A 13,154-nucleotide genomic window follows, 5' to 3' on the forward strand; every position below is an offset into this window, starting at 1 on the left:
ACTTGTGGTCGTGAACCATTGTGCTCGAGATGCACGTGTCTTGCGTCTACTTGCAGGTAATTCCGATTCGTCGTCACCCACTCGCTGTGTCGGCGCTCCACATCTTTCCATTGATCCGACGGGCGCGTCCGTCGAGGGGGACCCCCCGGTCACTCCGGTGTGTCGCATCGAAATCCCTACTGGCCGGTAGTTTGCGGTCGCGGCGGAAACCGGATGTTCGCTGGCAAACTTGGAGGACATCGCGGGCACCGCCCCGCGCACGCACTCGAGGAGGCTCGACGTGGGGTTGTTCGACCGTTTCTCGCGGCCTCGGTCCGGCCGATCCCAGGCGTCCCCGGAGGATGCCGCCCATCTCGCGAACTGGACTCGCACCCATCTCGGTGTGGAGGCGTACGTAGAACCTCGGACGACAGTGACCGAAGTCACCGTCGTGCTCGTCGCGGCGGACGGCGAGTGGACCCGGCGCCGGGTGGGCGGCGAACGCGGCGCACGCAAACTCGGGGAGGATCTGCGCATCCCGGTGTACGACGTCCGCAAGACCGGCTACCCGCAGCGGATGCGCGACCACGACGCGCGGCGCCGCATCGAGCGGAAGCGGGAGCGCGAACGCGACCTGTAGGCGGCTCCGCCGCCCGTGCGCCTTTGTGGTTGCGGGGGCAACCGGAAAGGCGCACGAGCGCGAAGCGCCTACCCGTTGGCGGCGATGTCCTCGATCACCGAGATCATCGTGCGCACCGGCACGCCGGTGCCGCCGCGGCCGGTGTATCCCCACGGTCCCGACGAGTTGTAGGCCGGTCCCGCGACGTCGATGTGCGCCCACTGGACGCCGTCGGCGACGAACTCCTTCAGGTACAGGGCCGCCGCGAGCATGCCGCCCCAGCGGTGATTCGTGACGTTGGCGAGGTCGGCGATCTTCGAGTCGAGGTCCGAGCGCAGTTCGGCGGGCATCGGCATGGCCCACGCGTTCTCGCCGACCCTCTGGGAGACGGCGGCGACGCGGTCGCGGAACTCGTCGGTCCCCATGACGCCGGGGGTCCGGTTGCCCAGTGCCACCATCTGCGCGCCGGTGAGCGTCGCCGTGTCGATGAGGTAGTCGGGCTCGTCCTCGCAGGCGCGGACGATGGCGTCGGCGAGGACGAGGCGTCCCTCCGCGTCGGTGTTGATGACCTCTACAGTGGTTCCGCCGTACTGGGTGAGGACGTCGCCGGGGCGCTGCGCGGTGGACGACGGCATGTTCTCGGCCATCGGGACGGTGGCGGTGACATCGACGGGCAGTCCGAGTTTGGCGGCGAGGACCACGGTCGCGACAACGGCTGCGGCACCGCCCATGTCGGACGTCATGTTCTCCATGCCTGCGGCGGGCTTGATGGAGATGCCGCCGGTGTCGAACGTGATGCCCTTGCCGACGAGCGCGACCTTGGGGGCGTTCCGCTTCTTGGCGGAGTAGCTGAGGCGGACCAGTCGCGGCAGCCGGGACGAGCCCTTGCCCACCCCGAGGATGCCGCCGTACCCGTTCTTTTCGAGTGCCTTCTCGTCCAGGACCTCGACCTTCAGTCCCGCATCGGTGCCGAGTGCCTTTGCGCGGTCGGCGAATTCGGCGGGAAAGAGGTGGCTCGGGGGAGTGTTGACGAATTCGCGTGCGGTGGCGACGGCTTCGGCGATCGCCGACGAGCGCGCGAGGGTGTCCTTCGGCTCCTTCGCCCGCGGGGACGACACCAGCAGCTCCACACGGGAGACGGGCTGTGCGTCCGGGCCGGGGGCGGACTTCGCGGACTTGAATTCGGTGAACCGGTACGCGCCGAGGGCGAAACCTTCCGCTGCCGCACCGAGATCGAGTGCGGACAGCGTGGTCGCGACGGTGTCGACGCCGCTGAGCGCCCGTGCCGCGGCGCCCGCGGACCTGCGGATCTGCTCGGCGTCGAGCTTCCCGGCCGAACCGAGTCCAACGGCCAGCACGCTGTCGACCGGCAGCGTGCCGGGCGCTGGGATGCGGGTGGTCTCCTCGGCCTTGCCGGAGGCGCCCACCGCGACGAGCGTGTCGAGCAGATCGGTCAGCACCGATTCGTCGACGATGCCGTCTCCGAGGGCGATTTCGGGGCCGTCCGGGCTCGACGTCAGTCCGATCACCAACACGTCCACGCGCTTGCCGACGGTGCCGGCCAGTGCGAGTTGTGGTCCGAGGGGTCGGGCTGTGCGAGTGCTCACGGTGTATCTCCTGCAGCGGTGGGGGGCGGGTGGTGTCGGGTGGCCGACGTCGGTCCCGATGGTAGTGCTCCGTCGCCGCCGGCTACCCGGTGCGCGGCTACCCGGAGGTCCGATAGGTTGAGGCGCATGACCGAGGAGCAGTTGTCGCAGGGGCCCGTCCACGCCGTCCACGTCGAACTCGGGGCCACGTTCGCTCCGTTCGGCGGCTGGGAGATGCCCGTGTCGTATGCCGGCACCGTCGCCGAGCACACCGCGGTCCGCGAATCGGTCGGAGTGTTCGACGTCAGCCACCTCGGCAAGGCCCTCGTGCGGGGCAGCGGCGCCGCCGCCTTCGTGAACTCGGCGCTGACCAACGACCTCGACAAGATCGGCCCCGGCAAGGCGCAGTACACGCTGTGCTGCACGCCGTCGGGTGGGGTGATCGACGATCTGATCGCCTATTACGTGGGCCCGGACGAGGTGTTCCTCGTCCCGAATGCCGCCAACACCGCGGACGTGGTCGCGGCGCTGGCCGCCGCGGCGCCCGACGGGATCACGGTGGAGGACCAGCACCGGGACTTCGGCGTGATCGCCGTGCAGGGCCCGAAGTCGGTGGAGGTGCTCACCGCGCTCGGCCTGCCCACCGACATCGACTACATGGCCTTCGCGGACACCACCTGGGACGGCGTTCCCGTCCGTGTCTGCCGCAGCGGGTACACCGGCGAGATCGGGTTCGAACTGCTGCCACGCTGGGAGGACAGCGAGAAGCTGTTCCGGGCGGCGGTCGAGCAGGTTCGCGCGCACGGCGGCCAGGTCGCCGGTCTCGGCGCCCGGGACACGTTGCGTACCGAGATGGGGTACCCGCTGCACGGGCACGAGTTGTCGCTGGAGATCTCCCCGCTCGAGGCGCGATGCGGCTGGGCGATCGGCTGGAAGAAGCCGAAGTTCTGGGGCAAGGAGACTCTCGCCGACGAGAAGGCGTCCGGCCCTGCCCGCAAGCTGTGGGGCATCAAGGCGCTGGACCGCGGGGTCCTGCGCGCCGGTCAGACCGTGCTCCGCGACGGCGAGTCGATCGGCGAGACGACGTCGGGCACGTTCTCGCCCACGCTCAAGGTCGGGATCGCGCTGGCGCTGCTCGATTCCGGGTCCGGGGTGTCGGCCGGAGACGAGATCTCCGTGGACGTCCGGGGACGTTCGCTGCGCGCCGAGGTGGTGTCTCCGCCGTTCGTGGAGATCAACACCAAGTAAGCACCTGTCGCGGACGACCTGTCGGCGGCGGGGCGGCGGAAGGCGTTCGATAAGATCACGGGCATGACAGGTGTCACCGAGTTCGTTCGCGTCCCGCATCCCGCCCCCACCTCCGACGAGGTACGGCGAGAGATACTGGCGGCGCCCGGATTCGGCCGGTACTTCACGGACCACATGGCGTCGATCACCTACTCCACCGAGCTCGGCTGGCACGACGCGAAGGTGGAGCCGTACGGGCCGCTGCAGCTCGACCCGGCCGCGATGGTCCTGCACTACGGGCAGGCCATCTTCGAGGGACTGAAAGTCTACCGGCAGCCCGACGGCGGCATCTCGACGTTCCGTATCGAGGCGAACGCCGAGCGGCTCGCGACGTCGGCTCGCCGTCTCGCGATGCCCGAGCTGCCGGAGGAGTTGTTCGTCAAGTCGATCACCGAACTGCTCGAGCTCGATCACGAATGGGTGCCCGCGGCCGGTGGTGAGGACGCGCTGTACCTGCGCCCGTTCATGTTCTCCACCGAGGCCGGTCTCGGTGTGCGTCCGGCCGACGAGTACCGCTACCTGCTGATCGCCTCGCCCGCGGGCGCGTACTTCCCGCGGGGAGTGAAGCCGGTCAGCGTGTGGCTGTCGACGGAGTACGTCCGGGCCGCACCCGGCGGCACCGGTGCCGCCAAGTTCGCCGGCAACTACGCGGCGTCGCTCCTCGCGCAGGCGCAGGCCGCCGACGAGGGCTGCGACCAGGTGGTGTGGCTCGACGCCATCGAGCGGTCGTACGTCGAGGAAATGGGCGGCATGAACCTGTTCTTCGTGTTCGGCTCCGGATCCGACGCCCGCCTCGTGACGCCGTCCCTGTCCGGTTCGCTGCTGCCGGGGATCACCCGCAATTCGCTGCTGACCCTCGCGATCGACGCCGGTTTCGCGGTCGAGGAGCGGCGGATCAGCACGGACGAATGGCGCACCAAGACGAAGTCCGGCGAGATCACCGAGGTGTTCGCATGCGGAACGGCGGCGGTCATCACGCCCGTCGGCAGGGTCAAGTCCGCCGAAGGTGAATTCACGATCGCCGACGGCGAGCCCGGCGAGGTCACCATGGCCCTACGCGACACGCTGACCGGAATTCAGCGGGGAACGTTCGCCGACACTCACGGCTGGATGACCAAACTGCGCTGAGCCGTGTCGGCGGTCGACTGCGCTGAGCCGTTTCGGCGGTCGGTCAGAAAGCGAGACCGATCGCCGACAGGGTGACGGTGATCTCGAGCGCGGCTCCGAGCACGTCACCGTTCAGGCCGGCGAATCGCCGGACGCAGTGGGCCACCAGCAGTGCGATGAGTGCCAGTGCAGTCGCCACGACGACCGGTCCCTGCCACCACGGCGACGTGCACCATGCGGCCGCCGCGAGCAGCGGGACGGTCCAGGCGAGACCGGTCCACGGTGACTGGGTTTCGGCGACCAGCGCGCCGAAACCTTCCGTGGAGGACGCGGGGATTCCGCGGCGGCAGGCGAACACGACCGCCACCCGCCCCGCCGCCACGGCGACGGCCACACACGCGAACTGTCCTGTGGCGGCGAGAGATCCGAATGCCAGTCCCTGCGCGCCCAGGCAGATCACCAGGGCGCACACTCCGAACGGGCCCGCGCCGCCGCTGTGCATCACGGCCCGCGCCCGCTCCGGCGGCCCGTAGCAGCCGAGTCCGTCGACGGTGTCGGACAGTCCGTCGATGTGCATGCCGCGGGTGGCGAGGGCGTGCGCCCCGACCGTCACCAGGCCGGCGAGGGCGGGATCGAGACCGGCGGACACGAGCACCCACAGCAACCCGGCGGCCAGGGCGCCCAGCGCGATGCCCGTCACCGGTGCCGCCCGGATCGCGCGGCGGCCGGCCGCGCGGTCGACGGAATCCGGTCCGCGCACGGGGAGGACCGTCAGCCAGGAGAACGCGAGCAGCACGCCCGTCACGGTCAGCCCGCGGTATCGGTGGCGGAATCGGTCCCGGTGCCGGAGTCGGTCCCGGTGTCGGAGCCGGAGTCGTCTTCGGCGTCGCGGGTGCTGACCCCGGCCTCCGCAAACGTGGCCATCTCCGCGAGCGTCGCGACGGCCCCCTGCAGGATCGGCAGCGCGGTGACGGCGCCGGACCCCTCGCCGAGTCGCATGTCGAGTTCGAGGAGCGGGTCGAGTTGCAGATGCTTCAGCGCGATCGTGTGGGCCGGTTCCGTGGAACGGTGGCCGGCCAGCCACCACGCGCGGGCGCCGGGCGCCAATTCCTCCGCGACCATCGCGGCCGCCGTCACGACGACGCCGTCGAGGATCACCGGGGTCTTGCGCGCGGAGGCCTGCGCGAGGAACCCGGCCATCGCGGCGAGGTCGGCGCCCGACACCGTGCGCAGCAGTGCCACCGTGTCCCGGAGCACCGGCCGGGCGCGGCGCATCGCGTCGCGGATCGCCGCCGTCTTCCGGATCCAGCCGGCGTCGTCGACACCGGTACCCCGTCCGACGGCCGCGACCGGTTCGGTGTCCGTCAGCGCGGCGATGAGGACGGTGGCCGGCGTGGTGTTGCCGATTCCCATGTCGCCGGCGATCAACAGGTCTGCGCCGGAATCGATTTCGGAGTCGGCGATCGACCGCCCGGCCTCGATGGCCTTCAGGGTCTCTTCGTGCGTGAGCGCGTCCTCGCGATCGATCGCACCCGACGAGCGCCGAATCTTGAACGTGGACACCGACGGATCCGTGTCGCCGTCCACCGACAGGTCGACGACGCGGACGCTCGCGCCCGCCCGGTTCGCGAGAGCGTTGACGGCCGCCCCGCCGCCGACGAAGTTGGCGACCATCTGGGCCGTCACCTCGGGCGGATACGCGGAGACGCCGGTCCGTGCCACGCCGTGGTCGCCGGCGAACACCACCACCCGTGCCCGTGCGAACGGGGCGGGCGGGCAGACGCCCTGGCAGGCCGACGCCCAGCATGCGAGCGTCTCGAGACGTCCGAGCGATCCGGCTGGTTTGGTGAGCTGAAGCTGGCGGGCCTCGGCCTGCGCGCGAATCCCTTCGTCGGGTGGGGTGACGGGGTCGAACCGACCGGGGTCGGTGCTCACGGACTCGCTGGTCACGCTTGGCCTCTCGCTCGAGTGGAGTCTGCCCCGCACGATGCGCGTGCGGGATCGTCTTTCAGAGTCATGGTCAGGCCGGCCACGACGAGGACCACGCGATCGCAGACCTGCGCGAGTCGCGCGTTGAGGGCGCCGATCTCGTCGCGGAACAGGCGACCGGACCGGGTCTCGGGGATGACGCCGAGTCCCACCTCGGGGGTCACCAGCACGAGCGCCCCGCGGTAGTCGCGGACGCTCGCGACGAGGTCGTCCGCGCGGGGGCCGATGGTGCCCCGCGGCGAATCCCAGGCTGCGGCGCCGTCGAGTTCGACGGTGAGCCAGGTGCCGAGGTCGTCGACGAGGGTGGCCGCCGCGTCGGTGGGGGAACGCAGGTGATCGGCGAGGTCGCGGCGGTGCGCGGTTTCCACGGTGAGCCAGCTGTCGGGGCGCCGGTCACGGTGCTCGGCGACCCGGTGCTCCCAGTCCTGGTCGTCGGGGTCGCGGTGGCTGGTCGCGACGTAGCGCACCCGGCCTGCCCCGGCCAGCGCCTGGGTCAGTTCCTCGGCGTGCGCGGATTTACCGGAGCGTGCCCCGCCGAGTACCAGCGTTCGCGTGGGCTGGTTCGGGTGACCCGGGTGGTCCCGGGGATCGGCGATGGGCACGGACGGAAACGCTACCAACCCGCCGACGTGGCAGTATTTTGACGAAGAACGTCAATTCCGCCACTGTTGGCGGGAAGTGGGCGGGAAGAGAATTTCAGCCATGACCGAATTCCTCGTCCTCGTTGCACTTCTCCTCGTGCTGCAAGCGGCCGTGACATACGCCGGTCGGCACCTGGGTCCACTCCACCCGCGACTGCGGAACAGCTACCGCGACAACTTCTTCCGGCCTGCCGATCCCTTGACGGACCTGTCGCGCGACCGCGACGCCGAACTGGGGCGGCTGCTCGCCGAGACGCACCGCGCGCCCCACAACTGATCGTCAGATGGCGTCGCCGGGCCGCACGCGCGGCTTGGGGGCCCGCAGCTTGCGGATCTGCGACGCCCGCACGAACGCGTACCAGCCGAGCTTGAAACCGCCGTCGGGGGTGTCCGGGAAGCGTTCCCGCACCTGGTTGTTGATCTTGCGGCCCAGCCAGACGCCCTCGATGGCCATGAACATCATCATGATGAGCATGGCGAGGGTCACGATCGCTTGCAGCGCGGGGCTGACGAACATCGCCATGATGAGCACGAGCGCCAGTGGCATGAACAGGCCGACCAGGTTGCGTCGGGCGTCGACGATGTCCCGGACGTACGCGCGGACGGGACCCTTGTCGCGGGGGAGGAGGTACTTGTCCTCGCCGGCGAGCATTCGGGTGCGCCGCTCCGCGGCGGTGGCGCGTCGCTCCGCCGCGGCAACCTTGCGCTCTTCCTTACTGCCGCGGGTCGCCTTCTTGCGGGCCCGGGCCTCTTTCGCGGTCAGGGGTGCGGGCGCGACCGGTCCGCGGCGCTTCGACTCTGCGTCACGTCGCTTGGGGGTCGGGCGGCCCTTGCCTGCCTGCTCGACGGACTCCGCCTCCTGGGCCGTGGACGACTCGGCGACCTCGACGTCCCGCTTGTCTGAATTGTCCGAATCACCGCGGCGTAGCAATTTCACCCTTCCAGACTATGGGAAGACGCCGGTGAGTGGAAAACCGCCCTCACATCGAAATGCCGGGTCGCGCCCGTCGCCATACACTTCGCCGATGCGAGTGTTGATCGCGCCGGACTCCTTCGGTGAAACGCTGACCGCCGTCGAGGCGGCCGCCGCCATCGCGGCGGGATGGTCGGCGGTGCGCCCCGACGACCAGCTGATCGAGGCCCCGCAGTCCGACGGCGGCCCCGGCTTCGTCGACGTGGTCGCCGCTGCGGGCGGCACCGTCCGGACCACGGTGGTGGAAGGGCCCCTCGGCGTCGACATCCCCGCCCGCTGGCTCCTCGACGGCACCGACGCCTACCTCGAATCCGCTCAGGCCTGCGGACTCGGACTGCTCGGCGGACCGCCGACGCCCCGCACCGCCCGAGACGCGCACAGCCGAGGCGTCGGGCAGCTCGTGGTGGCGGCCCTCGACGCCGGAGCCCGCAGAATCGTCGTCGGTCTCGGCGGCAGCAGCTGCACCGACGGAGGCCGCGGCCTCGTCGAATCCCTCGCGGAGGGATTCGGCAGTGCGGACGCCGCCGTCGCTCGGCTGCGCGCGGTGGAACTGGTGGCCGCGACCGACGTCGAACACCCGTTGCTCGGCGAGCACGGCGCTGCCCGCGTGTTCGGACCGCAGAAGGGTGCCGACCCCGGCACCGTCGCCTTCCTCGAGGACCGGAACACCGCGTGGGCCGCGCAACTGCATCGGGCGACCGCCCGGGACGTCGCGGCCGAGGCCGGCGCCGGAGCCGCGGGTGGCATCGGCGCCGCGCTGCTCGCGCTCGGCGGCACCCGCGAATCCGGCGCCCACGTGGTCGCCCAGCGCACCCGGCAGGACCGGCAACTCGCCTCCGCGCAGCTCGTGATCACCGGCGAAGGTCGGCTCGACCAGCAGTCGCTGCGCGGCAAACTCGTGATCGCGCTCGCCGCCGCGGCCCGCAGGCGGGCCATCGCGACGCTCGTCCTGGCCGGGCAGGTGCTCCTCGACACGGCCGATCTGGACCGCGCCGGCATCGACGACGCGCTGTCCCTGGTGGATCACGCCGGGTCGGTCGAACTCGCGATGTCGGACGCATACGCGCAGCTGAGAGACCTCGCCGCCGCCGCGGCCCGCGGATGGGACGGCGCAGCCGCACGGCAGTAACCCGAAACCCCGGCGTCGGATACCATGGACGTGGATCGATCTGCGGACGCTGCCGCAGCGAATGGAACCCGGGAATAAGTCGGGCGCGGAGTACCGTTGAAGCGTTCACGGGTTTGTTACGAACTACAGGGAGAGCCCATGACTGTGCAGAACGAGACCGCCGTCCACGGCGTCAAGATGACCGAAGCCGCGTCCGCCAAGGCGAAGGCGCTGCTCGATCAGGAAGGTCGTGACGACCTCGCACTGCGTATCGCCGTGCAACCCGGCGGCTGCGCAGGACTGCGTTACCAGCTGTTCTTCGACGACCGCAACCTGGACGGCGACCTGATCGTGGACTTCGGTGGCGTCGCCCTCGCGGTGGACCGGATGAGCGCGCCGTACGTCGAGGGTGCCTCGATCGACTTCGTCGACACCATCGAGAAGCAGGGTTTCACCATCGACAACCCCAACGCGACCGGTTCGTGCGCCTGCGGCGACTCCTTCAACTGAGTCCCGGGCCGAAGTACAACTGAATCGACAAGTCTGACGCGGCGCCGACCGGCTGCCGCGTCAGACTTTTTTCGTGCCCGACCTCGCCGTCCCGCGTCCTCGTGCTGCCGACCGAACATGGTGGTACGCCGGGGTACGGTGAGAAATCCCGACCGAACTCACCGAAAGGCATCCGCCCGTGACAATTGCGGTAACCGGTTCCATCGCCACCGACCACCTGATGCGGTTTCCGGGCCGGTTCGCCGAGCAACTGCTCGCCGATCAGCTCAGCCACATCTCGTTGAGCTTCCTGGTCGACGATCTCGTAGTGCGGCGCGGGGGAGTGGGCGGCAACATCGCCTACGCCATGGGTGTGCTCGGTGGTTCCCCGCTGCTGGTGGGCGCTGTCGGAGCCGACTTCGCGGACTACCGCCAGTGGCTCGAGGGCAACGGTGTCGACTGCACCGCCGTCCGGATCTCGACCACCGCGCACACCGCGCGTTTCGTGTGCACCACCGACGAGGACATGGCGCAGATCGCCTCGTTCTATCCCGGGGCGATGAGCGAGGCCCGCGAGATCCAGCTGTCCGCCATCGCACCGGACGCCGACACGCTCGAACTGGTCCTGATCGGCGCCAACGACCCCGAGGCGATGATCCGCCACACCGAGGAATGCCGCCGACAGGACATCCCGTTCGCCGCCGACCCGTCGCAGCAACTCGCGCGCCTGAACGGCGAGGAGGCTGCGGCGCTGATTCGCGGCGCGAAATACCTGTTCACGAACGAGTACGAGTGGGGACTGCTGCAGCAGAAGACCGGACTGTCCGAAGAGGAGATCCGCGCGCAGGTCGGCGTCCGCGTCACGACGCTCGGCTCCAAGGGTGTGGAGATCGTCGACGCCGAGGGCAACCGGACCCGGGTCGCCGTCGTCCCGGAGAAGGCCAAGGTCGACCCGACCGGTGTCGGTGACGGCTTCCGTGCCGGATTCCTCCTCGCGCACAGCGCAGGCCTGAGCTTCGAACGCTCCGCACAGCTGGGGTCGCTGGTGGCCGTGCTGGTGCTGGAGACGACCGGAACCCAGGAATGGACGTTCGACCGCGACGAGGCTGTCAAGCGCCTCGCGGATGCCTACGGCTCCGCCGCCGCGGACGAGATCGCCGCGATTCTGCCGTAAGGCGGCTCCGCCGCTCGTGCGCCTTTTTGGCAGTGGGAGCTACCAAAAAGGCGCACGGGCGCGAAGCGCCTAGATCGAGACCGGGTACGCCGGCTCGGCGATCTCCGGGACGATGCGGTTCTCCACGAAGATGCCGTGCCAGACCATGAAGATCAGCACGGTCCACAGGCGGCGGCTGTGGTCGGACACGCCGTCCCGGTGATCGTTCAGCATCTTCGTGATCGCGGCCTTGTCGAGCAGGTGATCGGTGCCCGAGGCCGCGATCTGCTCATGCGCCCAGTCGAACAGTTCGGTGCCGCGCAGCCAGTGCCGCAACGGCACCGGGAAGCCCAGCTTCGCGCGGTGGAGCACGTGCCCGGGGACGATCCCCTCCAGCGCCTGACGCAGGGCGTACTTGGTGGTGCTTTTGGTGATCTTCTGATCCAGCGGCACCCGTGACGCCACCTCGAAGACCTCCGGATCGAGGAACGGCACCCGCAGTTCGAGCGAATTGGCCATCGTCATCTTGTCGGCCTTGACCAGGATGTCGCCGCGCAACCACGTGAACAGGTCCAGGTGCTGCATCCGGGCCACCGGATCCCACCCCTGGGACTGCGCGTAGATCGGGTCGGTGACGTCGCGGTGCGTCCACTCGGGCCGGAAGTCGCGCAGGACGGCGCGCAACTGCGCGTCGTTGAAGCTGCGCGCGTTGCCGTAGTACCGCTCCTCGAGGGTCAGCGAACCGCGGTTGAGCAGGCTCTTGCCGCGGGTGCCGTCGGGGATGCGCTCGGACAGCTTCCCGGCGGCCCTCCGCAGCCCCTTGGGCAGGTACTCGAACGGCTTCAGCGAGATCGGCTCGCGGTAGATGGTGTAGCCGCCGAACAGTTCGTCGGCGCCCTCACCGGACAGCACGACCTTGACGTGCTTGCGTGCCTCCTTCGCCACGAACCACAGCGGAACCAGCGCGGGGTCGGCGACCGGGTCGTCGAGGTACCACACGATCTCGGGGATGGCGGCGGCGAACTCGGCGGGACTGACCACCTTCACCACGTGGCGTGCGCCGATGGCCTCGGCGGATTCGGCCGCGACGTCGACCTCGGAGTAGCCCTCACGCTCGAAACCGGTGGTGAACGTGATCAGGTTCGGGTTGTGGCGCATGGCGAGCGCCGCGATGGCCGTCGAGTCGATGCCGCCCGACAGGAACGAGCCGACCGTCACATCGGCGCGCATGTGCTTGGCGACCGAGTCCTCGAGCGCCTCCGCGATCTCGCGGTACCGGGCCTGCTCGGTGCCCGCGGCGAACGGACGCACCGGGAACGCAGGTGCGAAATAGCGGGTGATCACGGGTTCTTCACCCGGGCGCACCCGCGCGAAGCACCCGGACTCGAGCCGGCGGATCTGCTTGTGGAGCGTTTCCGGCTCCGGCACGTATTGGAGGACGGTGTAGTGCTCGACCGCACGCGGATCGAGTTCGGTGCCGATGCCGATCAGGCTCGCCAGTTCCAGCAGGCTCTTCTTCTCGCTGCCGAAAGCGGTGCCGCCGGTGCCCGTCGCCAGGAACAGCGGCTTGATGCCGAACGGATCGCGGGCGATGAACAATTCCCGCGTCTCGGTGTCCCAGATCGCGAACGCGAACATGCCGCGCAGGCGGCGGACGGCATCTTCACCCCAGTAGTGGAACGCGGCGACGATGGCCTCGCTGTCGCCTTCGGTGACGAACTGCGCGCCGAACTGCTCGGTGAGTTCGGCCCGCACCTCGAGGTAGTTGTAGATCTCGCCGTTGAACGTCAGCGCGTAGCGTTCCGGATTCTCCGCCGGACCCCACCGCAGCGGCTGGTGGGAGTGTTCGATGTCGATGATCGACAGCCGATTGAACCCGAAGACGAGGTGGTCGTCGTGCCAGGTCCCGTGCTCGTCCGGCCCACGGTGCCGCAGGCAGTGCATCGCCTGGTCGACCTGTGAGACGGCGTTGTCGCTGGTTTCTCCAGAGGTCAGTAGCCCGAGCAGTCCGCACACAGCGTCCGGTACCTCAATTCAGAATCTTGGAAGGCTCCACGAGGTGGAGGGGTCATGGATCTCTGCCGGAAAGTATGCCGCAGATTGCCGAAGCGTCCGGTTCGGGCCGTCGCAGGCACCGCCGCGACCCGAACACCGGCACCGCCGCGGCAACGACAGCGACACATCGCCCGACCCGAGGATGGAGAGCCGCCACCTTTGGTCTAC

The 13,154-nt window shown here is 69.5% G+C and carries 13 protein-coding genes; 7 read left to right on the forward strand and 6 right to left on the reverse strand.

Translation table 11 applies throughout. The features are described 5' to 3' along the window. Positions 1-280 precede the first annotated feature (280 nt). Complete coding sequence (locus CA951_RS07230) at positions 281-619, forward strand: oxidoreductase (protein ID WP_072945480.1); 339 nt, start codon at positions 281-283, stop codon at positions 617-619. 68 nt (positions 620-687) lie between these two features. Here the strand turns inward: CA951_RS07230 and CA951_RS07235 are convergent, their stop codons facing one another. Continuing rightward, complete coding sequence (locus CA951_RS07235) at positions 688-2,205, reverse strand: leucyl aminopeptidase (RefSeq protein ID WP_087556197.1); 1,518 nt, start codon at positions 2,203-2,205, stop codon at positions 688-690. Positions 2,206-2,331: 126 nt separating this feature from the next. Here CA951_RS07235 and gcvT point away from each other — a divergent pair, with 126 nt between their 5' ends. Together gcvT and CA951_RS07245 are read left to right on the forward strand one after the other, a co-directional pair. Beyond that, a complete protein-coding gene (gene gcvT / locus CA951_RS07240) occupies positions 2,332-3,432 on the forward strand; it encodes a glycine cleavage system aminomethyltransferase GcvT (RefSeq protein ID WP_087556198.1) in 1,101 nt (366 codons plus the stop codon). 63 nt (positions 3,433-3,495) lie between these two features. Beyond that, positions 3,496-4,599 (forward strand): branched-chain amino acid aminotransferase, encoded by a 1,104-nt coding sequence (locus CA951_RS07245; RefSeq protein ID WP_087556199.1) that lies wholly within the window; start codon positions 3,496-3,498, stop codon positions 4,597-4,599. A gap of 43 nt (positions 4,600-4,642) precedes the next feature. On the opposite strand, the gene CA951_RS07250 is transcribed toward CA951_RS07245, so the two are convergent. From CA951_RS07250 to cobU, 3 genes are read right to left on the reverse strand one after another with little or no spacing between them, the layout of a single operon-like run. Further along, the gene (locus tag CA951_RS07250; RefSeq protein WP_087556200.1) at positions 4,643-5,383 is read right to left on the reverse strand and encodes an adenosylcobinamide-GDP ribazoletransferase; all 741 of its coding nucleotides are present in this window, start codon (positions 5,381-5,383) and stop codon (positions 4,643-4,645) included. Between the two features lie 2 nt (positions 5,384-5,385). Then, positions 5,386-6,528: a nicotinate-nucleotide--dimethylbenzimidazole phosphoribosyltransferase gene (cobT, locus tag CA951_RS07255; RefSeq protein WP_087556201.1), complete on the reverse strand. Its 1,143-nt coding sequence runs from the start codon at positions 6,526-6,528 to the stop codon at positions 5,386-5,388. Beyond that, positions 6,525-7,169: a bifunctional adenosylcobinamide kinase/adenosylcobinamide-phosphate guanylyltransferase gene (cobU, locus tag CA951_RS07260; RefSeq protein WP_087556202.1), complete on the reverse strand. Its 645-nt coding sequence runs from the start codon at positions 7,167-7,169 to the stop codon at positions 6,525-6,527. Before cobU ends, cobT begins: the two co-directional genes overlap by 4 nt. A gap of 100 nt (positions 7,170-7,269) precedes the next feature. On the opposite strand from cobU, the gene CA951_RS07265 reads away from it, so the two are divergent. Further along, positions 7,270-7,485 (forward strand): hypothetical protein, encoded by a 216-nt coding sequence (locus CA951_RS07265; protein ID WP_087556203.1) that lies wholly within the window; start codon positions 7,270-7,272, stop codon positions 7,483-7,485. Between the two features lie 3 nt (positions 7,486-7,488). On the opposite strand, the gene CA951_RS07270 is transcribed toward CA951_RS07265, so the two are convergent. Beyond that, the gene (locus CA951_RS07270) at positions 7,489-8,145 is read right to left on the reverse strand and encodes a DUF3043 domain-containing protein (RefSeq protein WP_087556204.1); all 657 of its coding nucleotides are present in this window, start codon (positions 8,143-8,145) and stop codon (positions 7,489-7,491) included. 88 nt (positions 8,146-8,233) lie between these two features. Here CA951_RS07270 and CA951_RS07275 point away from each other — a divergent pair, with 88 nt between their 5' ends. From CA951_RS07275 to CA951_RS07285, 3 genes are all read left to right on the forward strand, one after another. Then, positions 8,234-9,310 (forward strand): glycerate kinase, encoded by a 1,077-nt coding sequence (locus tag CA951_RS07275; RefSeq protein ID WP_087556205.1) that lies wholly within the window; start codon positions 8,234-8,236, stop codon positions 9,308-9,310. A 138-nt stretch (positions 9,311-9,448) separates the two neighbouring features. After that, positions 9,449-9,799 (forward strand): iron-sulfur cluster assembly accessory protein, encoded by a 351-nt coding sequence (locus CA951_RS07280; RefSeq protein WP_005247725.1) that lies wholly within the window; start codon positions 9,449-9,451, stop codon positions 9,797-9,799. A 178-nt stretch (positions 9,800-9,977) separates the two neighbouring features. Then, a complete protein-coding gene (locus CA951_RS07285; protein ID WP_087556206.1) occupies positions 9,978-10,952 on the forward strand; it encodes a carbohydrate kinase family protein in 975 nt (324 codons plus the stop codon). A gap of 69 nt (positions 10,953-11,021) precedes the next feature. Here CA951_RS07285 and asnB read toward each other — a convergent pair whose 3' ends face one another. Continuing rightward, on the reverse strand, positions 11,022-12,947 hold the full coding sequence (asnB, locus tag CA951_RS07290) for an asparagine synthase (glutamine-hydrolyzing) (protein ID WP_087556207.1): 1,926 nt from the start codon (positions 12,945-12,947) through the stop codon (positions 11,022-11,024). Positions 12,948-13,154 lie beyond the last annotated feature (207 nt).

It is taken from the genome of Rhodococcus sp. NCIMB 12038, assembly GCF_002165735.1.
In the GTDB taxonomy this organism is placed as follows: Bacteria; Actinomycetota; Actinomycetes; order Mycobacteriales; family Mycobacteriaceae; genus Rhodococcus_F.